The organism is Pseudomonas sp. ICBG1301 (assembly GCF_016918385.1).
GTDB classification, from domain to species: domain Bacteria; phylum Pseudomonadota; class Gammaproteobacteria; order Pseudomonadales; family Pseudomonadaceae; genus Aquipseudomonas; species Aquipseudomonas palleroniana.
In genome coordinates, this window is record NZ_JAEKGB010000002.1 from 694,623 (window position 1) to 721,001 (window position 26,379).

General features: G+C 60.8%; 25 protein-coding genes. 9 read left to right on the plus strand and 16 right to left on the minus strand.

The window, feature by feature from the left end; all coding sequences use genetic code 11:
* The first annotated feature begins 82 nt into the window (after nucleotides 1–82).
* A complete protein-coding gene (locus JBE38_RS06995) occupies nucleotides 83–979 on the plus strand; it encodes a DMT family transporter (protein ID WP_205343975.1) in 897 nt (298 codons plus the stop codon).
* Here JBE38_RS06995 and JBE38_RS07000 read toward each other — a convergent pair.
* Complete coding sequence (locus tag JBE38_RS07000) at nucleotides 970–1,536, minus strand: YceI family protein (RefSeq protein ID WP_090370732.1); 567 nt, start codon at nucleotides 1,534–1,536, stop codon at nucleotides 970–972. The genes JBE38_RS06995 and JBE38_RS07000 overlap by 10 nt on opposite strands.
* 91 nt (nucleotides 1,537–1,627) lie before the next feature.
* Here JBE38_RS07000 and JBE38_RS07005 point away from each other — a divergent pair, with 91 nt between their 5' ends.
* Together JBE38_RS07005 and yghX are read left to right on the plus strand one after the other, a co-directional pair.
* On the plus strand, nucleotides 1,628–2,122 hold the full coding sequence (locus tag JBE38_RS07005; RefSeq protein ID WP_198761173.1) for a PaaI family thioesterase: 495 nt from the start codon (nucleotides 1,628–1,630) through the stop codon (nucleotides 2,120–2,122).
* Between the two features lie 43 nt (nucleotides 2,123–2,165).
* The gene (gene yghX, locus JBE38_RS07010) at nucleotides 2,166–3,053 is read left to right on the plus strand and encodes a YghX family hydrolase (RefSeq protein WP_090370727.1); all 888 of its coding nucleotides are present in this window, start codon (nucleotides 2,166–2,168) and stop codon (nucleotides 3,051–3,053) included.
* Between the two features lie 162 nt (nucleotides 3,054–3,215).
* On the opposite strand, the gene JBE38_RS07015 is transcribed toward yghX, so the two are convergent.
* Nucleotides 3,216–4,400, minus strand: coding sequence for a DUF2252 family protein (locus JBE38_RS07015; protein WP_060752662.1), 1,185 nt, complete (start codon nucleotides 4,398–4,400; stop codon nucleotides 3,216–3,218).
* A 75-nt stretch (nucleotides 4,401–4,475) separates the two neighbouring features.
* Entirely contained in the window at nucleotides 4,476–5,354 is an 879-nt protein-coding gene (locus JBE38_RS07020) for a LysR family transcriptional regulator (protein WP_060752661.1), read from the minus strand.
* Between the two features lie 132 nt (nucleotides 5,355–5,486).
* On the opposite strand from JBE38_RS07020, the gene ampC reads away from it, so the two are divergent.
* Nucleotides 5,487–6,629: a class C beta-lactamase gene (ampC, locus tag JBE38_RS07025; protein ID WP_205343976.1), complete on the plus strand. Its 1,143-nt coding sequence runs from the start codon at nucleotides 5,487–5,489 to the stop codon at nucleotides 6,627–6,629.
* 48 nt (nucleotides 6,630–6,677) lie between these two features.
* On the opposite strand, the gene dctM is transcribed toward ampC, so the two are convergent.
* From dctM to JBE38_RS07065, 8 genes are all read right to left on the minus strand, one after another.
* Nucleotides 6,678–7,958, minus strand: coding sequence for a C4-dicarboxylate TRAP transporter large permease protein DctM (gene dctM, locus JBE38_RS07030; protein ID WP_060752659.1), 1,281 nt, complete (start codon nucleotides 7,956–7,958; stop codon nucleotides 6,678–6,680).
* Nucleotides 7,958–8,590, minus strand: coding sequence for a TRAP transporter small permease (locus JBE38_RS07035; RefSeq protein WP_104993945.1), 633 nt, complete (start codon nucleotides 8,588–8,590; stop codon nucleotides 7,958–7,960). The genes dctM and JBE38_RS07035 overlap by 1 nt, the downstream gene beginning before the upstream one ends.
* A 47-nt stretch (nucleotides 8,591–8,637) precedes the next feature.
* Nucleotides 8,638–9,621 (minus strand): C4-dicarboxylate TRAP substrate-binding protein DctP, encoded by a 984-nt coding sequence (dctP, locus tag JBE38_RS07040; protein WP_205343977.1) that lies wholly within the window; start codon nucleotides 9,619–9,621, stop codon nucleotides 8,638–8,640.
* Nucleotides 9,622–9,857: 236 nt separating this feature from the next.
* Entirely contained in the window at nucleotides 9,858–10,673 is an 816-nt protein-coding gene (locus tag JBE38_RS07045; RefSeq protein WP_060752656.1) for an HpcH/HpaI aldolase/citrate lyase family protein, read from the minus strand.
* Between the two features lie 15 nt (nucleotides 10,674–10,688).
* The gene (locus JBE38_RS07050; RefSeq protein WP_060752655.1) at nucleotides 10,689–11,882 is read right to left on the minus strand and encodes a CaiB/BaiF CoA transferase family protein; all 1,194 of its coding nucleotides are present in this window, start codon (nucleotides 11,880–11,882) and stop codon (nucleotides 10,689–10,691) included.
* Between the two features lie 9 nt (nucleotides 11,883–11,891).
* Nucleotides 11,892–13,241 carry an MmgE/PrpD family protein gene (locus tag JBE38_RS07055; protein ID WP_205343978.1) on the minus strand — a complete coding sequence of 450 codons (1,350 nt, stop codon included), beginning with the start codon at nucleotides 13,239–13,241 and terminating at the stop codon, nucleotides 11,892–11,894.
* Between the two features lie 11 nt (nucleotides 13,242–13,252).
* The gene (locus JBE38_RS07060; RefSeq protein ID WP_090370713.1) at nucleotides 13,253–14,416 is read right to left on the minus strand and encodes an acyl-CoA dehydrogenase family protein; all 1,164 of its coding nucleotides are present in this window, start codon (nucleotides 14,414–14,416) and stop codon (nucleotides 13,253–13,255) included.
* A 29-nt stretch (nucleotides 14,417–14,445) separates the two neighbouring features.
* Nucleotides 14,446–15,264, minus strand: a complete 819-nt coding sequence (locus JBE38_RS07065) for an FAS1-like dehydratase domain-containing protein (protein ID WP_205343979.1) — start codon at nucleotides 15,262–15,264, stop codon at nucleotides 14,446–14,448.
* 131 nt (nucleotides 15,265–15,395) lie between these two features.
* Here JBE38_RS07065 and JBE38_RS07070 point away from each other — a divergent pair, with 131 nt between their 5' ends.
* Nucleotides 15,396–16,286: a LysR family transcriptional regulator gene (locus JBE38_RS07070; protein WP_205343980.1), complete on the plus strand. Its 891-nt coding sequence runs from the start codon at nucleotides 15,396–15,398 to the stop codon at nucleotides 16,284–16,286.
* 31 nt (nucleotides 16,287–16,317) lie between these two features.
* The gene (locus tag JBE38_RS07075) at nucleotides 16,318–16,809 is read left to right on the plus strand and encodes a GFA family protein (protein WP_205343981.1); all 492 of its coding nucleotides are present in this window, start codon (nucleotides 16,318–16,320) and stop codon (nucleotides 16,807–16,809) included.
* Between the two features lie 62 nt (nucleotides 16,810–16,871).
* Here JBE38_RS07075 and JBE38_RS07080 read toward each other — a convergent pair whose 3' ends face one another.
* Both JBE38_RS07080 and JBE38_RS07085 read right to left on the minus strand, forming a co-directional pair.
* Complete coding sequence (locus tag JBE38_RS07080) at nucleotides 16,872–17,366, minus strand: hypothetical protein (protein ID WP_090370708.1); 495 nt, start codon at nucleotides 17,364–17,366, stop codon at nucleotides 16,872–16,874.
* Nucleotides 17,363–19,756 carry a hypothetical protein gene (locus JBE38_RS07085; protein ID WP_205343982.1) on the minus strand — a complete coding sequence of 798 codons (2,394 nt, stop codon included), beginning with the start codon at nucleotides 19,754–19,756 and terminating at the stop codon, nucleotides 17,363–17,365. The genes JBE38_RS07080 and JBE38_RS07085 overlap by 4 nt, the downstream gene beginning before the upstream one ends.
* Between JBE38_RS07085 and JBE38_RS07090 the strand changes: the two genes are divergently transcribed.
* Entirely contained in the window at nucleotides 19,694–21,517 is a 1,824-nt protein-coding gene (locus tag JBE38_RS07090; protein WP_090372397.1) for a serine hydrolase domain-containing protein, read from the plus strand. The genes JBE38_RS07085 and JBE38_RS07090 overlap by 63 nt on opposite strands.
* A gap of 18 nt (nucleotides 21,518–21,535) precedes the next feature.
* Nucleotides 21,536–22,327, plus strand: coding sequence for a MipA/OmpV family protein (locus JBE38_RS07095; protein ID WP_126870615.1), 792 nt, complete (start codon nucleotides 21,536–21,538; stop codon nucleotides 22,325–22,327).
* A gap of 55 nt (nucleotides 22,328–22,382) precedes the next feature.
* On the opposite strand, the gene JBE38_RS07100 is transcribed toward JBE38_RS07095, so the two are convergent.
* Together JBE38_RS07100 and JBE38_RS07105 are read right to left on the minus strand one after the other, a co-directional pair.
* Nucleotides 22,383–23,660, minus strand: coding sequence for an ATP-binding protein (locus JBE38_RS07100; RefSeq protein WP_090370703.1), 1,278 nt, complete (start codon nucleotides 23,658–23,660; stop codon nucleotides 22,383–22,385).
* On the minus strand, nucleotides 23,661–24,368 hold the full coding sequence (locus tag JBE38_RS07105; protein ID WP_060752645.1) for a winged helix-turn-helix domain-containing protein: 708 nt from the start codon (nucleotides 24,366–24,368) through the stop codon (nucleotides 23,661–23,663).
* 157 nt (nucleotides 24,369–24,525) lie between these two features.
* Here JBE38_RS07105 and JBE38_RS07110 point away from each other — a divergent pair, with 157 nt between their 5' ends.
* A complete protein-coding gene (locus tag JBE38_RS07110; RefSeq protein WP_205343983.1) occupies nucleotides 24,526–25,725 on the plus strand; it encodes an MFS transporter in 1,200 nt (399 codons plus the stop codon).
* Here the strand turns inward: JBE38_RS07110 and miaE are convergent.
* A complete protein-coding gene (gene miaE / locus JBE38_RS07115; RefSeq protein WP_060752643.1) occupies nucleotides 25,681–26,283 on the minus strand; it encodes a tRNA-(ms[2]io[6]A)-hydroxylase in 603 nt (200 codons plus the stop codon). The two genes, JBE38_RS07110 and miaE, sit on opposite strands and share 45 nt — an antisense overlap.
* Nucleotides 26,284–26,379 lie beyond the last annotated feature (96 nt).

Here is a 26,379-nt window from a genome sequence, read left to right on the forward strand (position 1 = left end):
TATCCATGACAATTTTTTGATTGTCTCAATCTTCACTTTTAGGATGCCGGACACGCAACTTTTCTTTCTTCGGGCATCTTCCATGGAACGTACCTCGCGGTTCAGCACCCTCGATAGCAGTACCCAAGGTTGGATCAACGGTTTTATCGGCGTGCTGATTTTCAGCGGCTCATTGCCCGCCACACGCCTGGCCGTGATGGCGTTTGATCCGGTGTTTCTGACCCTGATCCGCGCCACCCTCGCCGGCTTGCTCGGCCTGTTGCTACTGCGGTTGTTCAAGGAGAAACGCCCCTCGCGCGGGCAATACATGCCCCTGGTGATCGTCGCCCTGGGCGTGGTCATCGGTTTCCCCCTGCTGACCGCCCTCGCGCTGCAATACGTGACGTCGGCGCATTCAATCGTGTTTATCGGCCTGCTGCCCCTGGCCACGGCGGTATTCGGCGTATTGCGTGGCGGTGAGCGGCCAAGGCCGGTGTTCTGGCTGTTTTCAATCCTGGGCAGCGCGCTGGTGATGGGCTATGCCTTTGCTCAAGGCTTGAGCGCCGCGCCGGCGGGCGATTTGCTGATGCTGCTGGCGGTGCTGGTGTGCGGGCTGGGTTATGCCGAGGGCGCCCGGTTGTCGCGCAGCCTGGGCGGCTGGCAGGTGATCTGCTGGGCGCTGGTGGTGTCGTTGCCGGTGGTGGCACCGTTGAGCGTGATCCTGGCGCCGCACAGTTTCAGCGGCATCCCGTTGCCCGCCTGGTTGAGCCTGGGCTATGTGTCGCTGTTCAGCATGTTGATCGGTTTTGTGTTCTGGTATCGCGGCCTGGCCCAGGGCGGTATCGCCGCCGTCGGCCAGTTGCAGTTGCTGCAGCCGTTCTTCGGCCTGGCGCTGGCGGCGGGCCTGCTGCATGAACAGGTCAGCCTGGGCATGCTGCTGGTGACCCTGGCCGTGATCGGCTGCGTGGCCGGGGCCAAGCATTTCGCACGTCAACGTTGAGGGGCGACCATCTTGAATTTGATGTGGATGTCGTTGGACACCACGCTGTTGCCCGCCCACTCACCCTCGCCGATCCGATAGTCGGCGCGATTGAGCACGAACTCGCCGTCGAATACACCGATGCCGCCCTGCTCCTTGAGCAGCACATCGATCACCACCGGCTGCGTGATGCCTTTGATCGTCAGGTGGCCGCTGATCTTGTAGCGGTTCTCGCCCAAGGCGACGGCACCGCTGGATTCATACACGCCCACCGGGTAGGTCGCGGTGTCGAACCAGGCAGGTTGCTGCAGTTGGGTGTTGGCATCCGGGCTGCCGGCGTCGATGCTGGCCAGCTGGATCTTGAGCAACGCATGGGCAGCCTCGGGCTTCTGCGTGTCGAATGTCAGCGTTCCTTCGAAATCGCTGAAGGTGCCATACACCCGCTGCCCGAACTGCTGGAAGGTGAAGCTGATCTGGCTCGCCGTGCGGTTGACGTCCTTGTACTCCACGGCCTGGGCACTGGAGCAACCAATGAGGGCAAGCACCAGCAGCACAGCGGGGAAAGTTCGACGGTTCATGCAACGCTCCGCAAGAAGTAAGGACGCCTGGTTCCCATTCTGCCCGTGGGCTGTTAAACAGAGTAGTCGCCCAGAACAATAAGGACTTTGCATGCTGCCCCCTTCTTTGCAGGACATCACCGCGCCGCAAGGCATTTGCTACGGCTGCGGTGGCAGCAACCCGCACGGCTTGCACATCAAGAGCCGGTGGGATGCCGATGGCGTCCACCTGATCGCCGAACATCAACCCGAGCCCCAATACACCGGCTGGCCGGACCTGGTCTACGGCGGCCTGATCGCCATGTTGGTGGACTGCCATTCCAACTGGACCGCCATGGCCTACCACTACCGCGCCGAGCAGCGTGAACCCGGCACCTTGCCGCGCATCGACTGCGTGACCGGCAACCTCGGGATCAAATTCATCAAACCGACGCCCATGGGCGTGACACTGACCCTGCGTGCGCGGGTCGAGGGCGAGGTCGGGCGTAAAAGCCGCGTGGTCTGCGAGGTGTACGCCGGCGACGTCCTCACGGCCATCGGCGACTCGGTGTTCGTGCGCGTCGACACCGGGCAATTGGCCGCCGCCGCCCATGGCCGCGAAGGTTGATCCTGGTCTACAGTGAACGCCACCGCTCCCGAGGACTGCCCCGATGACGCGTCTCACCGCGAAAGACTTCGCCCCCGAACTGCTGGAACTCTACGACGGCTATGCCCACGGCAAGCTCAACCGTCGTGAGTTTCTCGACCGCGCCGCGCTGTTCACCTTCGGTGGCCTCACCGCCTCCGCGTTGCTGGCGGCCCTGAGCCCCGACTATGCCCTGGCCGAGCAGGTGAAATTCACCGATCCGGATATCGTCGCCGATTACATCACCTACCCTTCGCCCAAAGGCAACGGCACCGTGCGCGGTTACCTGGTGCGCCCGGCCAACGCCAGTGGCAAGGTGCCGGCCGTGGTGGTGGTGCATGAAAACCGTGGCCTCAACCCGTATATCGAAGACGTCGCCAGGCGCCTGGCCAAGGCCGGTTTTATCGCCCTGGCGCCGGATGGCCTGACATCGGTGGGCGGCTACCCGGGCAACGATGAAAAAGGCGTGGAGCTGCAGCAGAAAGTCGATCCCGAAAAGCTGATGAACGACTTCTTCGCCGCCATCGAGTGGTTGATGCACCACGACGCCAGCACCGGCAAAGTCGGGATAACCGGCTTCTGTTACGGCGGTGGCGTGACCAATGCAGCGGCGGTGGCCTATCCGGAGTTGGGTGCGGCGGTCTCGTTCTATGGGCGCCAACCGGAGGCCAAGGACGTACCGCGCATCAAGGCGCCGGTCATGCTGCATTACGCCGAGCTGGACACGCGGATCAATGAGGGGTGGCCGGCGTATGAAAAGGCCTTGAAGGCGGCCGGGACGACTTATGAGGCGTACCTCTACAAAGGCGCCAACCACGGCTTCCACAATGACTCAACGCCACGTTACGACGAAGCGGCCGCGAACCTGGCGTGGGAACGCACCCTCGGCTGGTTCCGCAAATACCTGGCCTGAATGTGATGAGTCCTGTGGGACGGGCTTGTGTGGCGAGGGAGCTTGCTCCAGTTGACTGCGCAGCAGTCTCCGGCTTTATGGGGGCGCTTCGCCCCCCAGCGCAAGCAAGCTTGCTCGCCACACCTGACCCTGCGTCGCATTTGGATGTCGCCGCTGCCGTGGTCAGTGCTCCAGCGCATACCTGCGGCAATGGTTGAGATAGCCCTGCTCATGACTCCCCACCAGTTGCACCACGCTGGTCCATAACCAGGAAGGCGCATCCAACTGCCTGGAACGGTTCTCCTGCAATACCGACATCCACGCCTTGCGTGTGTCGCGGTCCATTTGCCGGGCATGGGCGATCCCGACGACGCGGGCCAGGTAACCAGCGGCGTGCATGGCATCAGTCTCGCTCAACTCGTCCAGTTCCAGCTTCATGTCCTGGGGCAGCAATTCGCGGATGAAGAAACCGTGATCCAGAAACCGCGTGGCGACCATGCGCTCACCCAAACTCGGTGACAGCTGACGGGCGCCTTCGACCACGCGACGACCGTTGTCCCTGGGCATCTTCGCCCTCGGCGCACGGGGGGCGGCGGCGCCGACCGCTTCCTTGATATCGATCAGGCAGTATTCCTGCTCGTCCTTGTCGCCCACTCCCAACAACGCCGCATAACGCAGCAAGCCCAGGGAACTGCACCCCTTGACCCAATAGGCCGAATCCAGCAGCTCGACCTTGGCGTCTTTGGGGCGGCCCTTGAGTGACGTCACCAGTTGCTGGATCTCATCGGAAGCACAGACGCTTTGCAGAGCACTCTTTTCCGCACGCGACAGCGACCAGAAGTGCTTGCCCAACGGGATGCTCGGCCGTGCATTCTCGATACGTTCACGCGCCAGGTTCTTCCAGGTGCGCTCAACTGCGCTGCGCATGCCGGCCTTGACCTGGGACGGGCGCGGCGGCGCTTCGTCGGGTTTGTCCTTGAAGGCTTGTTCGTAGCCCACCATCATTTCTTCGAGCATGCGGGCGGTCGTCACGCCCGGCAGGTCGGAGCCGCGAGCGGCGGTCGCCAGGGACAGGGCCAGGCGCACCAGGTCGTGGGCCGGGTTACCGATCACGGTCTGGTCGAGGTCGCGAATATGCATGTCGATGCGCCCCTTGATATCCCCGGTCGGGCCCAGGTTGCCCGCGTGGCAATCGCCGCAGATCCAGATAGCCGGGCCATGAGGCAAGCGTCGACCGGGCTGGCTGTGCAGCCATTCATAAAACTGCACCGTACTGCCGCGCACATAAGCGTGGGCGGAACGGGCCATCTTCAGGTTGCGCAATTGCGTGAGGTGGGGCATACGGTCGGAGGGGCGCGGACTTTTCATGAAGGCACTCGGTAGGGGGCTACGGTAGAGGGTAGCCCGTGACGAATGTTTCATTTTGTTTCAAAGACAAAACTGTCAGCCCTGCCCAGCCGCCTCTTTCAGCCAGCCCTTGAATGCCAGCATGGCCGGGGTTTCGGCTCGCGATTGCAGGCGTGTCAGCCAATAGCTGCCGGTGGTGATGCCAATGTCGAACGGTTTGCGGATCACGTCGCTTTCCAGCTGCCGCGAAAACATCATCGCCGGGGCCAGTGCCACGCCAATACCTTGCAGCGCCGCCTCCATCATGGCCAAGGATGAATCGAACATGATGCTGCGCGGCACCACGGTATCGGCGGGCAACCCGGCCGCCTGGAACCAGTGGGTCCACTCATCGGCCCGGTAGGAGCGCAGCAAGGTGTGTTTCAACAGGTCTGCGGGCACCTGCAACTGCTCGGCAATGTGCGGCACACACAGCACGTTCAGCGGTGCCGCCAGCAATTGGCAGGCGTCGGTGCCATGCCAGGCGCCTGCACCGAAACGGATAGCGTAGTCGAGCCCTTCGGCAGCGACGTCGACGCGGTTGTTGTTAGTCGACAGGCGCAGGTCGATAAACGGGTAACGGCTTTGAAAATCCGGCAGACGCGGTAACAGCCACCCCACGGCAAAGGTACCGACGGCGCCCACGGTGAGCACCTCACGGTAATGCCCGCCTTCGAACTGGCCCAAGGTATGGGCGATGCGATCAAATGATTCGCGCAGCACAGGCAGCAAGGTTTCACCCTCGCGGGTGAGCATCAGGCCCCGTGGCAGGCGCTTGAACAAGGTGACATTGAGTTGCGCTTCCAGGCTTTTCACTTGATGACTGACTGCGGCCTGGGTCACGCACAGCTCGATAGCTGCGCGGGTAAAGCTCAGGTGGCGGGCGGAAGCCTCGAATGCGCGCAGGGCATTCAGCGGTAGATGAGAGCGAAGCATGCCTTGACCTTAATTTTTCTAATGCCAGCTGCAAGATATCATCGTTTGCCGCAAAGCCGGAATCCACCTAGATTTGCCACGCCTGCGCAGGCCCCAATCGTCAGCACATCACCTACAGGGAAGCGAGTCACCATGAATGCCCCTCTACAAAAACTTCTGATTTGCGCTTTACTACTCGGCTCCGGCAGCTGCATGGCGGCCACCGACATGCGCCAGGTCGTGGACAGCAGCGTTCAACCCTTGATGCAACAACAAGGCATTGCGGGCCTGTCGGTCGCGGTGATCAACAAGGGCCAGGTGCAATACTTTAACTACGGCATGGCATCCAGGGAAACGCAGAAGCCCGTGACCGAAGACACCTTGTTTGAAGTCGGCTCGGTCAGTAAAACCTTCACCGCTACTCTGGGCGGGTATGCGCAGGCCACGGGCAAGCTCAAGCTGTCGGACAAGGCCAGTGAACACCTGAGCGCACTGACCGGCAGTGCCTTCGACGGCATCAGCTTGCTGCAATTGGCGACCTACACCGCAGGCGGCCTGCCCCTGCAGTTTCCCGACGCCGCCGACAGCGCCGCGACCATGCTCAACTACTTCCAACACTGGAAACCCACCTACGCCCCCGGCACCCAACGGCTCTATTCCAACCCGAGCATCGGCCTGTTCGGCTACCTTACGGCCCAAAGCCTGGGGCAACCCTTCAATGCCGCCATGGAGAAAACCCTGCTGCCCAAGCTGGGCTTGAAGAACACCTACATCAGCGTCCCCGCTGACCGAGCTGGCGACTACGCCCAAGGCTATGACAGCGCCCAGAACCCCGTACGCGTCGGCCCCGGCGCCCTGGACAGCGAAGCCTACGGCATCAAGACCAGCAGCCAGGACCTGGCCCGCTACGTGATTGCCAACCTGCACCCGCAGACCCTGGGCAAGCCGTTGCAGCAGGCCATCGCCACTACCCAGACCGGTTATTACACGGTCAACGGCATGACCCAGGGCCTGGGCTGGGAGTCCTACCCCTACCCCATCGCGCTGCAAGCGCTGATTGACGGCAACTCCACGCCGATGGCCATGGAGCCGCACAAGGTCCAATGGCTGAGTACGCCGCGCGTGCAACCGGCCAACGCGCTGTTCAACAAGACCGGCTCCACCCGTGGTTTCGGCGCGTATGTGGCGTACGTACCGAGCAAGGACATCGGCGTGGTGATCCTGGCGAACAAGAACTACCCGAACGCCGAAAGGGTCAGGGCGGCCCATGCGATCTTGAGTGCCATGGACCAATAGCGCCTGGGTGTGGGAGCGGCTTGCCCTCTCCCACACCGCTTGACCGCGCTACATGCCCAGCCAGTGCGGCAGTGCCAGGGAAATAAACGGCAAGTAGGTGACCATGATCAGGAACACCAGCAGGATCATCAACCACGGCATCGCTGCACGAATGGTCTGCCCCAGCGTCAACCCGGTCACCGCCGAGGTCACGAACAGGTTCAGCCCCACCGGCGGGTGCACCAGCCCGATTTCCATGTTGACCACCATCACGATCCCCAGATGAATCGGGTCAATGCCCAGCTTCATCGCAATCGGGAAGAAGATCGGCGCCAGGATCAACACAATAGCCGACGGCTCCATGAAGCTGCCGGCCACCAGCAGCACAATGTTGACCATGATCAGGAAGCCAATCGGCGTCAGCCCTTCAGAGATCACCCAGGCGGTGATTTCCTGCGGGATCTGCTCGGTGGTCAGCACGTGGGCGAAGAGCATGGCGTTGGCGATGATAAACATCAGCATGATTGCCAGGCGCCCGGACTCCAGCAGCACCTTGGGGCAGTCGCGCAGCTTCATGTCCCTGTACACGAACAACGCCACAAACGCCGAATACACCGCCGCCACGGCCGCCGCTTCGGTCGGGGTGAACATGCCGCTGTAGATGCCGCCGAGGATGATCACCAGCAACAGCAAGCCCCAGAACGCCCGACGCGCACAGGTCAGCCATTCACGCAACGTCGCGCGCGGCTGCGCCGGCAGTTTCTTGATGCGCGCAACGATATAAATCGTGACCATCAGCATCAAGCCCAGCAGCAACCCCGGCACCACCCCGGCCATGAACAGTTTGCCCACTGATGTTTCAGTGGCCGCCGAGTACACCACCATCACAATCGAAGGCGGAATCAGGATGCCCAGGGTGCCGGCGTTGCAAATGATCCCTGCGCCAAACTCCTTGGGGTACCCGGAGCGCACCATGCCGGCCACGGCAATCGAGCCCACCGCCGCCACCGTGGCCGGTGACGAGCCTGACAATGCCGCAAACAGCATGCACGCCAATACCGCCGCAATCGCCAGGCCGCCACGGATATGGCCGACACACGCGTTGGCGAAGTCGATCAGCCGTTGCGCCACGCCACCGGTGGTCATGAACGCACCGGACAGCAGGAAGAACGGAATCGCCAGGAAGGTGTAGGCGTCAGAGGTTTCAAACAACTTGATTGCCAGCGAGCTCACCGAGTCCTGGCTGAACATCAGGATCGACACCGCACCGGACAGTCCCAGGGAAATCGCGATCGGCACGCCCAGGAACATGAACACGAACAACAGCAAAAACAGACAGAGCACGGCCATCAGTGACGCTCCTCATGGCTGCCGGCCAACTTGCTGGCCTCACCGGCCTCGTCGGCCAGCCCCAACCCGACCTGACGGTGGGTGAACAGGCGGTAGAAGATTTCCAGGTAGCGAATAAACACCAGCGCAAACCCGATGGGCACGATCACTACGATGTCACCGACATCGACGCCGTACTGGTCGAGGTCTTCGGCGCCGATATGGGCCGTCATCACCGCGCTGACCCATTTGTAGCTGGCGACCATGAACAACCCGGCGTAGGCCAGGCAGCACAGGCACGCCAGCATGCCCAGCAGGCGTTGCACGCGGCGCCGGGTCAGCTTGACCAGAGCGTCCACACCCAAATGCCCGGCGGTCCGCACACCATAGGAAATACCGAAGAAGATCAGCCAGCCGAACATGGCCTTGGTCAGTGCCACGCTCCAGGTCATGTCCTGCGCCCAGGTCATGGTGTGGTCACCCAGGGCATTGAAGAACCCGCTGCTCACAGCCCATTTATCGGCCAGGGCGAAGAACAGCGTGTAGATGTTGTTGAGCATCACGTAAACGAATGTCACCAGGGTCATGGCGGCCAGCAGGAAGGCAATGAAGCCTTCCTCCAGGTGCTCCCAGACGCGCCTTAGCGTTTGCATGGCAAAACCTCGCGAAGCAGAGATAGGTAAGTGCAAGGCTCGGGGTGTTACTGGTTGGCGGCATCCGCCGCCTTGATCAGGTCAGCCCCGATCTCCCCTTCGAACTTCTGCCATACCGGGCGCATGGCTTCGCGCCAGAGCGCACGTTGCTCGGGTGTCAGCTCGATGATTTCGCTGGTTTTGGCGTCGATGATTTTCTGCTTGGCCGACTGGTTCAGCGCTTCGGCCTGCTTGTTCACCTCGACGGTGACCTCGGCCATGATCTGCTCCAGGGTGCTGCGCACGTCTGGCGGCAGGCCATTCCAGAATTTGGCGTTGGTGATCACCATGTAGTCGATCAGGCCATGGTTGGACTCGGTGAAGTACTTCTGCACCTCGTTGACCTTCTGGCTTTCGTAGTTCGACCAGGTGTTCTCCGTGCCGTTGACCGTGCCGGTCTGCAGACCCTGGTAGACCTCGGCAAAGCTCATCTTGCGCGGGTTGGCGCGGATCGCCTTGAACTGTTCTTCCAGCACGCTGGAAGCCTGCACACGGAACTTCAGGCCACGGGCGTCCTTGGGCTCATGCAATGCCTTGTTGGCAGACAATTGCTTGAGACCGTTGTGCCAATAGGCCAGACCGAGAATGTTCTTGCTCTGCATCGAGGTCAGCAGTTCCTTGCCCTGGGCCGCCTGGAAACGGTCGACGGCCGCCAGGTCGTTGAACAGGAACGGCAAGTCGTAGATCTGCACCTGTTTGGTGTATTGCTCGAACTTGGCCAGCGAAGGTGCGAGCATCTGCACGTCGCCCAGCAACAGGGCTTCCATCTCCTTGCCATCACCGAACAACGACGAGTTGGGGTATACCTCGACCTTGACCTGCCCCGGCAGACGCTCTTCGGCGAGCTTCTTGAACAGCAGCGCGCCTTGACCTTTGGGGGTGTTCTCGGCGACCACGTGAGCGAACTTGATCACAATCGGATCCGCCGCCTGGGCCAGGCCTGCGGCAAACAAGGTGGCGGCGCACAGCAGCGCCCGGGAGAGCTTGAGCATGGAAAATCACCTTCTTATTGTTGTGTTGTGAGGCAAGGTGCCTGATGTAAAGCGTTTAGTGAATTTAGAATTCCAGATACCTGCGTTCTGCCAAACTGAACGCCAACCGCATAAACAATCGACACGCCTGTAGGAGGGGGCTTGCTCCCGATAGCGGCGTGTCAGTCAACACATCAGGTACTGATCCACTGTCATCGGGAGCAAGCCCCCTCCCACGTTCAATCCGGTTTTTGCAGTCAGGTCCGGGCTGCCAGCAATCGTTGGGCTCTGAGCAATACCGGCGCATCCACCATCTGCCCATCGATCTGATAGGCCCCTGCCCCATGGGCTCCGGCCTCCACGACGCGCCTGGCCCAGGCCAGGTCTTCGGCGCTGGGCGCCAGGGCGGCATGGATCACAGCGACCTGCTTGGGATGGATGCACAGCGCTCCGGCAAAGCCCATTTCATAGGCATGGCGGATCGAACGGTGCAGGCCCTCGGGATCGTCGATTGCCGGATGTACGCCATCCAGCGGCGCAACCAGGCCGGCGGCGCGGGAATGCACGATCAGCGACAGGCGTGCCTGGTCCAGCGCAAACCGTGCCGCCGCCGACTGGCTGCTCAGGTTCAAGTCCAGGGCCAGATCCAGGCCACCAAATGACAGACGCTCCACCTGCGGCGCATGGGCGATCTCGGCGATGGCCAGCAAGCCCCGTGCGCTTTCGATAATCGGCCAGATCACTTTACCGGCGGCGGCCACCACGGCCACCTGGGCGGCACTCTCCACCTTCGGCAACAGCACGCCGGCCACATTCGCATGGGCTTTGCAAAAGGCCACATCCGCAAAATGCTCGGCATGCTCAGGCGCATTGATGCGCACCCACACCCGGGCATCAGGCTGGGCGGTCAAAAACGCCGCGAGGTTATCCCGTGCCTGGCGCTTGAGCGGTTCTTCCACAGCATCTTCAAAATCCACGATCACCGCATCGGCCCCACTGGCCAGGGCTTTGGCGAAACGTTCCGGGCGGCTGCCGGGGACAAACAGGGCTGAACGAACTAAAGATTGGGACATCACTGACATTCCTTTTCAGATAACGCCACGCGTGCGCAGGCGGTCGATGGCATCAGCCGAGTAACCGATCTGATGGAGGATGGCCTGGCTGTGCTGCCCCAGCGCCGGCACCCCGTCCATACGTGGCGAAAACGCGGTATTGCGTGCCGGTGGCAACAACGCCGGCAACGGGCCAGCGGGGCTTGCGACTTCACGCCAGCGGTCCCGCGCCTTGAGTTGCGGGTGGTCCCACACGCCTTGCATATCGTTGACCCGGGCACTGGCGATCTGCGCATGCTCCAGCCGTTGGATCACGGCTTCGGTATCCAGCTGCGCGAAGCGGTCGACGATGATCGCGCGCAGCACCTCACGATTGGCCGAACGCTTGAAGTTCGCGCTGAAACGCTCATCCGTCGCAAGCTCAGGGGTGAGCAGCACCTTGTCGCAGAACGCCGCCCATTCGCGTTCGTTCTGCAAACCGAGCATCACCGTGCCGCCGTCGCCGGTCGGGAACGGCCCATAGGGGTAGATCGTCGAGTGCGCCGCACCGGCACGCGGTGGTTGCGGGGCGCCATCGAAGGCGTAATACATCGGGTAGCCCATCCACTCCACCAGGCTTTCCAACATGCTCACGTCGATGCGACTGCCCTGCCCCGTCGTGCCACGCAACAACAGCGCCGAGAGGATGGCGCTGTAGGCGTACATGCCGGCGGAGATGTCGGCAATCGAACAACCGGCCTTGGCCATCTGCTCGTCACCCGGGCCACCGGTCACCGACAGAAAGCCGCCTTCGCTCTGGATCAGCAGGTCATAAGCCTTCTTCTTTTCGTAAGGCCCGCCTTCGCCATAACCGGAAATATCGCAGACGATCAGCCGCGGAAAACGCTCATGCAGCGCCTCGAACGACAAGCCCATGCGTGCCGCCGCGCCGGGTGCCAGGTTCTGCACCAGCACATCGGCATCGGCCAGCAAGGTTTCGAGGATAGATCCTGCCTCATCCTGCTTGAGGTCCAGGGTCAGGCTTTCCTTGGAGCGGTTGGTCCACACGAAGTGCGAGGCCAGGCCGCGCACCCGCTCGTCATAGCCACGGGCAAAATCACCGGCGCCGGGGCGCTCGATCTTGATCACCCGAGCGCCCAGGTCGGCCAACTGACGGGTACAAAACGGGGCGGCAATCGCGTGTTCCAGGCTGACGACGGTGATGCCGTCCAGCGGTCGTTGATGAGTCATGGCAGTTCCTCAGAGCCAGTGGGCCATGGACGCTGCGCTGCGCAGGTTCCAGACTTTTTCGGTCAGGGCATCGGCCTGTGCCGGTGTGCGTGCGCCGCTGAATTGACAGAGCCGGCGGAATTTGTCGGCCAGTTCGACGCGGCTCAAGGTGTTGCCCGGGTCGCCTTTGGGCTCGTCAATCGCGCCGTGCAGGGTGCGGCCATCGGTGGTGGTGACCGTAACGCGGCCCAGCCAGCGTTGCGGGTAGGCGTCGTCGACCTCGGGGTCGAGGGTCATGCTGACCTTGTCGCGCACGCTGGCCACCGCCGGATCGCTCAACGCCAGTTCGTGGAACTCGGTCAGCCCGGCCTTGCCATGCACCGCGATCAGGCCCAGTACAGTGCCCATGGAAAACTTGGCCTGATGCACGGTGGCAGGCACTTTCACGCGCCCCAGTACGTCAATTGCGCCTTGATGGACACGGGTTTGCACGTGGGCCATATCGGCGGCGCTCAAACCCTCACGCTGCATCAGGTGCAACAGCGCGTCTGCGGCAGGATGGGTGTGACGGCACGATGCGTGGAACTTGAACGAGGTCTCCAGCAACGCCCAGCGGCTCCCGAGGCCGGCAGACAAGCGGCTCGGCTGCGCATCCTGGGACATGCCGGCCGCCAAGCCCTGATCGCCTTCCAGGATATTGCGCGCGCCGGTCAACCCATCCGCTGTCAGGTAAGCGGCGAGCAAACCATCCGCCGCAGCCTTGGCCGTATGCAGTTGCTTTGAGTCTGCGGCATCGCGCAGGAACTCCCACAAACCGGCGGCCTGGGTGCCGGCACTGCCGAGCAGGTTGACGAACTGCTCCTGGTTGAAACCCAGCAATTTGCCCACCGCCACCGCAGCGGCGAGCGTGCCGACGGTGGCCGTGGTGTGAAAGATTCGGTAGTGGGAACGGCCCATGAATTCGCCGATGCGAATCCCGGCCTCGTAACCGGCGACCGACGCCAGCAGCAGCTCACGCCCAGATTTACCGAGGTCCTGCGCGGCGGCCAGGGTAGCCGGAAACACCACGGTGGCCGGATGCAGCACCGAGCTGTTGTGCAGGTCATCCTGCTCGACCAGGTGCGAGGCGGCGGCGTTGACCAGGGCGGCAAAGTACGCACTGCTGCTGCCACCATTGACGATCACCTGCGCCGGGCCGCTGCCGGGCCCCATCTTTTGTGCATAGCGTTCAAACAACGGGATCGGATGCATGCCCTGGCTGGCCAAGGCCGAGCCCAGCCAATCCAGATAAAGCTCTTCGGTGCGCGCCAGCAGCGTTTGCGGCAGCTGCTCGTAATCCAGCTGCGCAAGGAACCGACACAAGGCTAGGGTATGGCTCATGGTCAAAAGCCTCAGAAGCTGCGGGGCAGTTCGAGCAGATGCTCGGCCACGTAGGACAGGATCAGGTTGGTGGAGATCGGCGCCACTTGGTACAGGCGGGTCTCGCGGAATTTGCGCTCCACGTCGTATTCGCAGGCAAAACCAAAACCGCCGTGGGTTTGCAGGCACGCATTGGCAGCCTCCCAGGACGCCTTGGCCGCCAGGTACTTGGCCATGTTCGCGCTGGCCCCGGCATTGGCGCCGCTGTCGTATTCCTCGCAGGCGCGCCAGCGCATCAAGTCGGCGGCTTCGATTTCGATATGGGCTTCGGCAATCGGGAATTGCACGCCCTGGTTCTGTCCGATGGGTCGGCCAAATACCACGCGGTCGCGGGCATAGGCGCTGGCTTTTTCGATAAACCAGCGGCCGTCACCAATGCACTCGGCGGCAATCAACGTGCGCTCGGCATTCAGGCCATCGAGAATGTATTTGAAACCCTTGCCCTCCTCGCCGATCAGGCTGTCGAGCGGCAGTTCCAGGTTGTCGAAGAACAGCTCATTGGTTTCGTGGTTGACCATATTGGCGATGGGCTGCACGGTCAGGCCATTGCCGATCGCTTCGCGCAGGTCCACCAGGAAGATCGACATGCCCTCGGATTTTTTCGTCACCTCGGCCAGTGGCGTGGTGCGCGCCAGCAGGATCATCAGGTCGGAATGCTGGATACGCGAGATCCACACCTTCTGGCCGTTGATCACGTATTTGTCGCCGCGCTTGATCGCGGTGGTCTTGATCTTGGTGGTGTCGGTGCCGGTACTGGGCTCGGTGACGCCCATGGACTGCAAGCGCAATTCGCCACTGGCGAGCTTGGGCAGGTAGAAACGCTTCTGCGCCTCGCTGCCGTGACGCAACAAGGTGAACATGTTGTACATCTGGCCGTGCACCGTGCCGGAATTGCCGCCGCAACGGTTCACTTCCTCCAGGATCACCGAGGCTTCGGCCAGGCCCAGGCCGGAGCCGCCGTACTCCTGCGGGATCATCGCCGACAACCAGCCGGCATCGGTCAGGGCCTTGACGAACGCCTCGGGAAAGCCTTTTTCTTCGTCGATCTTGCGCCAGTAAGCGGCATCGAATTCAGCGCACAACGCACGCACACCGTCGCGGATAGCGTTGAGTTCTTCAAGGTCATTAGGGGTCATGTAACGGCTCTCCGCCTGTTGTTCTGGGGTTATTCGAAGTGCACTTGGGCTTGTTGCGCCAGGCCACCGGCGTTACCGGCCCACAGTTCGGCAACACCGTCCGAGGTGATCCGACCGCCCACTTCAAACGGTTGCGGTGCAATCAACGGGCGCACGCCACGGTAGGCAAAACGGCGCAACCGGGCTTCAGGGTGGGCACGACAAAAGGCACGCAGGTTCAAGGTGGCGATCAATGGCCCATGCACCACCAACCCCGGATAACCCTCGGTGCCGGTGACATAGGGGTAGTCGTAGTGAATGCGGTGGCCGTTGAAGGTCACGGCGCTGTAGCGAAACAACAAAGTGGGGGTCGGCTCGACGGCTTCACGCCACTCGCTGAGGGGCAGTGCCTCACCGCTGCCCTGCTTGGGTGGCGTGGGTTCGCGGTAGACGATGTCCTGTTCTTCGCGGATCGCCAGGCGACCGTCCTGGGAATAGTCATGACGCACGGTGACAAACAGCAGCGAGCCGGTGCGGCCGGCCTTCTCTTCTACGGCAGTGATCGTGGACACGCGAGTGGCCGCCGCACCGGCCCGCAACGCCTGCACAAATTCAATGCGGCCACCGGCCCACATGCGATTGCGGTTATCCGCCGGCGGCAGGAACCCGCCACGGGCCGGGTGGCCGTCAGTGCCCAGTGCCGCTTCCGGCAGTGGATCCTGAAAAAAGCACCACTGCCACAACGGCGCAATCGCTTCGCCATCGCTCGGCACTTCTTCACCGAACGTCGCGGCAATACGCTTGAGCAGGTTGTGGCTCAGGAGGTCGTGAGTGGTTTCACTTCGGCCGATCCAATCAGTGGCACTCATGGGGTCCAGGTCCTCGGGCAGTGGGTGTCTGCCCCGGATCATGCAAGCCCCCATCCGTTCTGAGAATTTGCATTTCAATAAACCAGCGTTCGGTTATGCTGAACGCCGCCATTCTGCTCCCGGAGTTTTGCATGCACTTCGACCTGGCCGACCTGCGCCTGTTTATCCATATCGCTGAATCCCCCAGCCTGACCCAGGGCGCCAAGCGTGCGTTCCTCTCGCCGGCCGCCGCCAGTGCGCGGATCAAGGCCCTGGAAGGCCAGCTCGACACGCGCCTGCTGTACCGCGACAGCCGTGGCGTGGAAATCACCCCGGCGGGCGCACGCCTGCTGCACCATGCGCGGCTGATCATGCGCCAGGTGGACTACCTGAAAAGCGAATTCACCCAATATGGCGCGGATTCGGCCGGGCATATCCGCATCTTCGCCAATACCACGGCGGTCACCGAGTTTCTGCCGGAGGTGCTGGCGGGGTTCCTGTCGCAGCGCCCCGGCGTCACCGTCGACCTGCAAGAGCGCCTGTCCCGGGATATCGTGCGTGGTGTGCTGGACGGCACCAGCGATATGGGCATCATTGCCGGCCCCGTGGAAGCGGCAGGCTTGCAGGTATTGCATTTCAGCACCGATGAACTGGTGTTGATGGTGCCCGTCGATCACCCGTTAGCCGGTCAAGCGTCAGTGACGCTGGAACAGACCCTCGCCTATCAACACATTGGCTTGCATGAGGGCAGCACGTTGCTGAGCTTTCTGCGCGAACACGTCGACCGGCTCGGCAAACAGCTGTCGCTGCGTATTCAGGTCTCGAGCTTCGAAGCGATCTGCCGGATGGTCGAGGCCGGCGTGGGCATTGGCATCATCCCCGAATCCGCCGCCGTGCGGCACAGCCGCACCATGCAACTGGTGGCGGTCAAGCTCCAGGAGCCGTGGGCCATTCGCGAGCGCAGTATCCTGGTGCGGGAACTGGACGCCTTGCCAGGGACCATTCGCGCATTGATCGCTACCTTGATGCCGAAAACCGCCTAAGCTGAACAGTCACCTTGCCAAGGAGACTCCCATGCAGCTAGAAGGATCCTGCCATTGCGGCGCTGTCACCTTCAGCTTGAACAGCGCCCACCCTTACCCCTACCAGCGTTGCTATTGCTCGATCTGCCGCAAGACCCAGGGCGGCGGTGGCTACGCGATCAACCTCGCCGGCGACGCCAAGAGCCTCAAGGTACAGGGGCGCAAGCAGATTTCGATCTACCACGCCAGGCTCAAACCAGAAGGTGCCAGCCGTGTCCACGCCAGCACCGCCGAGCGGCATTTCTGTTCGCAATGCGGCAGCGCCCTATGGCTGTTCAGCCCGGAATGGCCAGAGCTGATCCACCCATTCGCGTCAGCCATCGACACACCACTGCCAGTGCCGCCGGAACATACGCACTTGATGCTGGGGTCCAAGGCACCGTGGGTGGAGGTAACGGTGCGCAAGGGAGATTTGCAGTTTGATGAGTATCCTGAGGAGTCGATTGCTCAGTGGCATGAGCGAGTGACACCACACAGATTGTAATTCCGCGTAAGCAACTCTCAGAGCAGTGAGTTTTTAAAACCATACCAAACTAACAAGAACTCTCAATAAGGCGGAAACAGAAAGTCATTACCCCTTACAAGATCATCTGGCACCTCGCGTATAGCTTCACTTATAAGCGCCGTCTCTCCAAAAGAGTTTTCGGTGCATACGCGCAACATAATTTCTTTGTCGTCTCTATAAGCTTCCAGGAACGCCTTAGCTCCGTACGTCTGCTGCGGCACACCAAAAACATAGGAATAAGGAGGCAACCTAAATCCAAAATATGTAGTGTAAGTAGCTTTATCCACCCATCGAGATAATACTCGTCGTTTCGAAAAGCCACTTACCAACTCCATGTTTTGCTCCTTGCCAATTCTATAAAAAACCAAAGTACTGTCCGCACTTGCACACAGAGACACCACCCTATTTTTCCCTTCATGCAAATGACACGACGCGATCATTTTTTCACTAGGCTTACAGAGGCTACTTTCGGACCCAAAAACACTCTGATTAGAAAATATTAATAGCTGCCCTATAAAAAACAGGGTCATCTTCATTTCAGTGCGCCTTCAGCAATTCTGTAGGCTGCTTTCCTTTCATCAAGTCCCATCGTCCCACCATTTACAGCTTTAGTAACTCTTACGACATCTGAATAACCACCAGACTGCACCTGTTTAAAAATATTGAGATCAATCCAGAACCATATTGCACTCCTTATGGCCGTAGGCATTTCATTAATCAGCTCTGGTTGCCCGACTGTATCTGGCACTACACCCTTCCAGTATCTTGAGTAACCAGCCTTGAAACCCTTGTATTTTTCATAGCCCGTAAGTTGTAACAAACCCCTCCCCCTGAAATTATACCCATCTGCAGGATGAGACCTTCGATTTCCATTTAAGCGCAAAAAATGCTTCACCCCAATTTCGTGTTGATTCGCTCTACGAATAATCCGTCCATTCGAATCCTTCAAATATCCATCCTGTTCCGCTTCCAAAGGATGCGCTCGATAGTAAACACTGAACGACTTAAGTACCTCCGGGGAGAATTCCCAACTTTCGGTCACTGCTTTCATAGACGCCCCCACCTCGCCCTTGATCTGGGCGAAAAAGTGCCGTTGCCTAAGCCGGGTGTCCAACTTGAACTCGACTAATCGCCCGTTTATTTCATTGAGTACTACCTCAATATCGGCATCGTCGGCCAAGGGAAATATTTGCTTTAGTTGTGCCGAAGTAATTGCCAATGGATTAGCCGCGCAGAACTGCCCCACCAACCCCACCGGATGAAAGTGAAACACCGCCCCATTCGCAGGCAGGCCAAGCTTCGGCGCCACCTCTTCCCACCAACACAGCGCATTGATCCGTTGTTTCTCCGCCAACCAGTTCAAGTGCGGTGTTGCGCCACTGTGGCCTAGCAACTCGTCTAACCCATCCCACTTGTTCGGCTGGGACCATTCGCTTTCGGTATGAATGATCAACCGTGAAATCGACTGTGCGTGAGCCGGCCGGCGAATGGCCGCCTGCAACTCGGCAGCGGTGATCCTTCCATCGCGGTTGCGGTCGATGATGTCGTAGAGACGGCTTTTTATGCGGCTTTTGTTGCCCTCGTCCGCCACGCGAGCAAACCGCGCAAGTTGAGCCTCGCTGAACCGCCCCAGGTCACGCCACAGTGCGGCAAGCATGCCAAGGGAAGACTCGAGGCTGTAGACAATGGAGTAGCCCTCCCACGACCACGGACTGACCCAGGGTGTCACCCCCACGTCTTCGCAGACCCAGCCATCAAGCGGATAGTTGTCGGCATCCATGAGCAACCCATCCAGGCGATACCATGTGCATTTCTTACCCAGGGCGCTGCTGATTTTGCTCTCGGGCGGCAAGCTGTCGAGCAACACTTTGGGCACAAGCAAGTCAGCACCACTGACCGCACCGGCAGTGCCGGGAACGGGGCATTGCGCAACGCCAAAGCCCTCTTGATGGGGGACGACGACAGTGCCTGCCACCAGCTTGAGCCAAGTCTGTTCGTCGGCAGGCAACTGTTGCGCCCAAGCCCGGCTGGCGTCAATAAAGCCTTCGACGTCATCACCACTGAACACTTCCAGATGCAGTTTGCTTTCCGGGCGCTTTGTATCCGCGCAGTGATACAGCCCGATGTGCCCGACCAGATCGGCGGCCTTGATTGCGACAGGCGCTTGCAGCACAACCACGCCATCCGTTGCCTCTTCAGGCCAGAAGGCGGGTCGAGCATGCGTTGAGCCGTCGCGATAGAACATCCCCTCCTGCAGGTGCATATACAGGCTGTAGAAGGTCAGTCTGGGAGGCGTCTGTGAGTGGCCTGCTATGTTTGGCGGCGCAAGACGATGGCGCACCAGTACAAAGTTGCGCGAGAACGGTTTCGCCACGCACTGGTCGTCGTCCACGTAAGTAGTGTTGGGTGAATGCTCATCGATGCGGTAAGCCACAACCTCACCGTCTGCCAGACAGTAGACCGCCGACTGATCCAGCAGGGCTGCGGTGCCGCTGTCAAAATGCACGCCGCCATGCCACAGCGCATTGCGTCCTATGGGGTAATAACCCGCGCCGGCATGGGCCAGTTGGGTCAACTGCGACAACGGGTGGTTTTGGTCCTTGAACGGGTGGCTCCAGCGTGTAGCGTCCATGGCGGTTGTCGCTCCTGATTTCACAAGAGCGCTGAGATTAAAGTCTGAATATCCTCTGGAAATGCCGGAAAACTTCCCTTTTTCAGCAAGGGCCTTCCCTGATTCTGCCTTGAGATTTCCTGGCGCCTGATCTTTAACAGTCTTTGACAGTTTCTCGACAAAGCTGTCAAAGATTATCGGCCGCCACCGCCCTAGCATTTGAGCATCCAAACCACCATTCGGGTGTTCTTCATGTTTCGCACATTGCGCAGTATTCCTCTGCTGGGTTGCCTGCTGAGCAGTATCGGTTGCCATGGGCAACCCCCTGCTCCGCCGCCGATTCAAAAGGGTGATTACGGTGCAATCATCCGTTACCTGCAAACCCGAATCCCCCAGGACATGGCCCGAGATAACGTGGCGGGATTGTCAATTGCATTGGTCAATGGCCAGGAATTGCTCTGGACCCGTGGCTTCGGCATGGCGGACAAGGCGCGCGGCGTACCGGTTACACGTAACACGGCATTTCGCGCCGGGGGCATCTCCAAACTGCTGACCACCACGGCGGCGTTGCAATTGGTGGAGCAGCAGCGTCTGGCGCTGGATGCGCCGATCCAGCAAACCCTGCGCGAGTTTTACGTGCGTTCGCGTTTTCATGCCGACCAGACTGCGGCTGACCGCGATATCACCTTGCGTCGCTTGCTCAGCCACCAGTCCGGCCTGCCCAGCGAGCACCTGCGCGACCTGCGCAGCACCTATGCGATGGGCCAGATGCCCATGCGTGTGTCGGGTGTGTGGCTGAGCAGCCCGCCGGGCTCTCAGGTGGCCTATTCCAACCTCGGCTACGCCTTGGTCGGCGCGGCCATTGAGCGCAGCACCGGCAAAAGCTTCGAGGCTCAGCTACAAAGCAGCCTGCTCAAGCCGTTGGCGATGGACCAGTCCAGCTTCGTCGGTACCGGCGCACAGCTGGGTTATCGCGCCATGGGCTACGAAGACGGCCAGGCCAGCACCGATGCACAGGTGCGTGACCTCGCGGCCACCGGGCTGTGGGCCAGCCCGAAAGACCTCAGCCACTATGTGCAGATGCTGTTCGCCCAAGGCACCTATAAAGGCAGACAAGTGCTGAGTAACGCGTCCATCGAGGCGATGTTCACCCAGCAAAACACCGGCAACGCCCTGGACTTCGATTGCCAGATGGGCCTGGGCTGGTTTCTGGCGCCTTGTGGGGATGAGCCGGTCGGCCCCGGCATTCGGACCTATCAGCACAGCGGCGGTGGCGATGATTTTGCCGCCCAATTGAGCGTGCTGCCTGATCAGCAGTTGGCGGTGATCATCATGGCCAATGACAGCAATGCCGAGGACATGGTGGTGTCGCTGTCCACCGACGCGCTGCGCTTGATGCTCCAGGCACAAACCGGCACGCCAGTGTGCAGCGGCGACTGCCAGCCCCCCAGCCACGGCTTGAAGCTGCGCCAGGTGCCGGCGGCCGTGGACCGTAAACGCCTGGCCGGGTTTTATGCAACGGCCTGGGGCGTACTGCGCCTCAAGGACGATAAAAATCGGCTGTCCGGCGAACTGGCCGGTTTTGACTTTGAATTGGTACGTGACGAGCACGGCTGGTTGCGTGCACAGAAAAAAGTCCTCGGGTTCTGGCTCAAGGATCTCGGCGAATTGGGCCGCGTGCAGCTGGATGTGGTGACCGTACAAGGGCGCCAGATGCTCACGGCCCGCAGCCATGGCCAACGCATCGCCATTGGTGAGCGCGTCGACCCGCCGCCGCTGCCCCTGGCCTGGGCCGACACCATCGGCACCTATCACGTGCTCAACACCCATGAGCCGAACGCGCCGCTGAGCGGCATCAGCGTACGCCTGGAAGAAGGTTTCCTGGTATTGCGCGGCCAACTGCATGGCGAGCCGCTGACCGACTACATCCTATTGCCCGTCGACAACGCCCACGCGGTACTGGCCGGTAATGGCTATGGCCTGGGCGACACCGTCAGCCGTCAGGTCAATGGCCTCAGCGCTTCGGGTTACTCCTTCAAACGCACCCAAGCACCGCATAAACCTCTGAATCTCTAACCAAGGAAGAACGCCTCAATGCGCTCAAATCACCTTTGCCTGTCCCTCACCTCGGTATGCCTGTTCGCCGCCGCCGACAGCGCCATTGCCGAAGACTGGCAATACAGCCTCAAGCTCGGCGTCAGCAACGCGCCCCGCTACAGCGGGAGTGACGAACGCCGGACCGGGCCGGAACTGGGCGGCAAAATTGTCAGCCCCTGGGGGATTTTCCTCGACACCGGCAAGGGCCTGGGATGGCGCTACGAAGGCGACGCGGCAAGCTTCAGCGCTTATGTCGGTGCCAGCGGTTCACGCAAGGACAAAAATGAAACCCTGCATGCCGGCTCCAAACGCCTCAAAGGCATGGGCGAGATCAAGTCACGCCCGCAACTGGGGGTGAGCGCCAGCTATAAGCTCGGCGGCGTGATTGTCGGCGCGACGCTGGAACACGCCCTCAAGGAAAATGACCACAAGGATACCGGCAAGGCCTTCACCCACCTGGAGTTGAGCCTGGGCACCAACCTCTATAAAGGCCGCTTTGGCTCCGTCGACGCCACCCTGAGCAGCCACTTTGGTGACCGTGACTACCTGCAGACCTGGTACGGCGTGACCACGGGTCAGGCGGCGCAAAGCCGCTTCAAGGAATACAAGGCCGGAGCCGGCAACATCAGCAATGGCATGAACCTGGCGTGGAGCCTGCCGATCAGCGAAAATACCCGGTTCTCGACCTTGCTGGACGTGCAGTACCTGGCGGATGAGGCGGGCAAGAGCCCGATTGTGGAGCGACGGTTGCAGACGTCGGTGATGGGGATGGTGGAATACACCTTCTGATCCGACCATACAATTAGAACGTAGGAGCGAGCTTGCTCGCTCCTACTAGAGACTGCTACTCGGCATACGCCCACGTCATCCGAAACGACGCCCCGCCCCACTCCGAGTCCAGCACTTCGACCTGCCCGCCATGCCATTGGCTGACCCGCTGCACCAACGCCAGGCCCAGGCCGAAGCCACCGGTGCGGCGGTCGCGGCTGGAATCCAAGCGCATGAAGGGTTCGAAGATCTTCGCCCGGCCCTCCAGCGGTACGCCGGGCCCGTCATCGCTGACCCGCACTTCGTAACCCGTGCCGAACTTGACCAGCGACACCTCCACGCGGCGCTCGGCATAACGGATGGCGTTGCGCAGCAGGTTGATCACCGCCCGCGCCATGAAGCGCGGTTCGATCTGGATAAAGTCGACTTCACAGGTACGCAACGACAGCTGCACACCGGCCGCTTCCGCTTCGAGGGCCACGCTGCCGATGACACTGTCGAGCCAGCTATGGGCCTCGATGCTTTCCCGGGTGACCTGCGTAGCGCCACGCTCCAGGCTGGCGTAGGTGAGCAATTCGGAGACCATCTCCTCCAACTCGCCCAGGTCGGCGTACATGTCATTGATCAACTCACGGCTCTGGCGCGGGTCCGCCTGTTGCTTGAGTTGATCCAGCTCGAACGATAAACGCGCAATCGGTGTACGCAACTCGTGGGACACGGCGTTGGTCAGTTCGCGCTGGTTGGCGATCAGGCTTTCGATACGCTCGGCCATCTGGTTGAAGTGCCCGGCCAATTCGCGCACGGTGGACCGGCGCGGCAGCAGGATGCGCGAGCCGAGGTCATTGTCGCCAAAGCGTTGCGCGGCCAAGCGGATGTGCTCAAGGTCGCGCCAGTGCGGGCGTACCCAGAAATACAGGACCAGGGCCAGACTGACGCCGAGGAAACCGTAGGCCCACAAGTACAGCCACTTGGGCTCTTCCGGCAACTTGATCTCCAACAGTTGCGGGCCACCATCAATGCTGGTGATGAACTCCATGAAGTCGCCGCGTACCACAAGCTGACCACCGCTGAGCAGCTGTTGTTCACGCTCGTTCAACGCCAATGCATCGTGCTGGACCAGCCTCAGACGCAAGCCGTAATGCGGTTGCAGCTCGGCCAGCCGAGCTTCGCGCGCTGGCCCTTGCACCACCCGCAGTTGTTCTACCAATGCATAAGCCGGGCCGCGCAAAGCTTCGCGGTTATAGACTTCGTTAGCTTCCGGCAATAATTCGTCGAAGGTGTAGTTGACCAGCCAGATCGCCCCCGCCAAACCCAGCGCCAGGATCACATACAGGCGCAGAAACAGCCGCAGCATCTAAACCTCCCACGCGAAAGGGTTGAACAGGTAGCCTTTGCCCCAGATGGTCTTGATGCACACCGGTTCACGGGGGTTATCGTTGAGTTTGCTGCGTAATTTACTGATGTAGACGTCGACGCTGCGGTTGAGGCCGTCGAAGGCAATACCGCGCATGCGGTTGAGGATGTCATCGCGCGAGAGGATCTTTCCCGAATTGCTGGCCAGCAACCACAGCAATTCGAACTCCATGGTCGTCAGGTCGATGGTTTCCCCTCCCAGGCTGACCACCCGGCAACTGCGGTCAATCGACAGGTGGCCGAATTCGAGGGAGCCGCGAACGGTGGGCTCGGGCACTTGTCGGCGTTGCAGGGCACGCAGGCGTGCGAGCAAAACCGGCGGCTTGATCGGCTTGATCACATAGTCATCAGCGCCGGACTCCAGACCCAGGATGTGGTCCAGGTCATCTTCCTTGGCGGTGAGGATCACGATCGGCGTGTCAGACACGTTACGAATCTCACGACACACATGCAGGCCGCTCTGGCCCGGCAGCATCAGGTCGAGCACGACGATCTTCGGCTTGAAGTCCAGGAACGCCGCCAGGGCTTTGTCGCCCCGGTGCACCACCCGCACCTCGAAACCGTGCTGCGCCAGAAAATGCGCAATCAGCCCCGCCAGTTTTTCATCGTCCTCAACGAGCAGAACTTTGCCCAGCCCCAGGTTTTCCATAAATTCTCAGTGTGCAAACGCCGATTGAAGTGCGGCCATTATAGGTGGCAAGCTGTTCGACTGAAGCATCTGGCCATGACGCCCCAACGAAGCTTCATGCTTTTAAGAGTTTTTAACAAATAGCCTGCAATCTTTAACGCCATTCACAGGGAGTTGTATGCGCAAGGATTACCTGGCGTTCTTCGTTTCGCTGTTCCTGTCGCGGCTGGCAGACCAGATTCTATTGTTCATCGTGCCCTTGATCGTATTTCAGACCACCCAGAGCGTGGCCTGGGCGGGCTTTGCATTTTTTGTCGAGTCATTGCCGCGTTACCTGGCCTTCCCGGTGTGCGGTGCCCTGTGCGACAAGTTCCCTGCCGTGCGCATCCTGCATATCAGCCAGGTCTACCGGGCGCTGGCCTGTGCCGTCACAGTAGGACTGTACGCGTTATTCGACGGTATCTACTGGATCGTGCTGCTGTCGGCGTTGTGCGGGGTATTGACCACCCAGGGCATCATGGCGCGGGAAGTGCTGATGCCGCATATTTTCAAACAGTACACCTACGCCAAGACCCTCTCCTACTCACAGATCGCCGACCAGAGCGGCCTGGTGCTGGGCCCGTTGGCAGCCGCGCTGCTCCTGGAAATCTGGGCCTGGCATTGGGTAGTGCTGGGGGTTGCCGGGTTGTTCTGGCTGGCGGACCTGGCCATGCGGATCTGGCGGCGCACCAGCGCGGTAGACCTGCAAACCTTCGAGCAACATCCGGATATCTGGCTGCAACCGTTGCGCATCGCGTTCGGGCATATCCGCAACCGAGTGGAGTTGAGGCGGGTCATTACCCTGGCGGTGGGCGTGAACCTGATCATCGGCGTGACGCTCGCCACCTCGGCGGCGCTGGTCACCGGCCAATTCGCCGCCGGCAAGGATGCGTATGCGTTGCTGCAAGCGTTCGGGGCGTTGGTGACGATCGGCATTCTGTTTTACCTGGCGCGGGCCGACCTGCCGTTGAGGGTACTGGGCGGTCTGTCGTATTCGATGATCGGCATCGGGGCGCTGATCATGGCCGTCAGCCCAAGCGTATGGCTGTACGCCGTGGGCTTTCTGCTGGTCACCGGTTTCGACAAGATGTTCAACGTCTACCTGCGCAGCACCCGTCAGCGGGTCATTCCTGTCCAGGATTTCGGCAAGACAGTCGGCGTGATCACACTGCTCAACAATCTGGCGCAACCCTTGGCGGGCCTGGCGATTGCGCTGCTGGCCGCGCCCTGGGGCACGCAAACGGTGATCCTGCTGTTGGCGGGCGCCGCCGCGCTGATCGGCACGGCGGTCGCTTCAGGCTGGCACGCCACTGTGAAAGCGGAACTCGACGTCGGGTGACTCGATCAGTTCCTGCTCGGCCGCCCTCACCCGTTCGATCACCTGGGCGATATCCTTGGCGTCGCCATACTGGTACGCCAGCTTCAAGTAACCTTGAAAGTGCCGAGCTTCGCTTTTCAGCAAGCCGAAGTAGAACTTGCCGAGTTCTTCGTCCAAATGCGGCACCAGTGCTTCGAAACGCTCGCAACTGCGCGCTTCGATAAAGGCGCCGACCACCAGGGTGTCCACCAGTTTGACCGGCTCGTGGCTGCGCACCACTTTACGCAACGCCGAGGCATAACGGCCGGCGTGCAGTTGGCGCAGTTCGACCTTGCGCTTTTTCATCAGGCGCATGACTTGTTCATGATGCACCAGTTCTTCGCGGGCCAGGCGCGACATCATATTGATCAAGTCCACATGGCCGTGGTACTTGGCGATCAGGCTCAAGGCGGTACTGGCGGCTTTGAACTCGCAATTCTTGTGGTCGATCAGCAGGGTTTCCTGATCGGCCAATGCGGCCTGGACCCAGGCGTCGGGGGTGCGGCAGCCGAGGAATTCGTGGATTTCGGGCAGGTTCATCGGGCTCACAGGCAAAAAGGATCACAAAAGGCCGCCGATTATACCGACCACGCCACAGACCACCAGTCACGGGCCTTGATGTGTATCAACATGCCG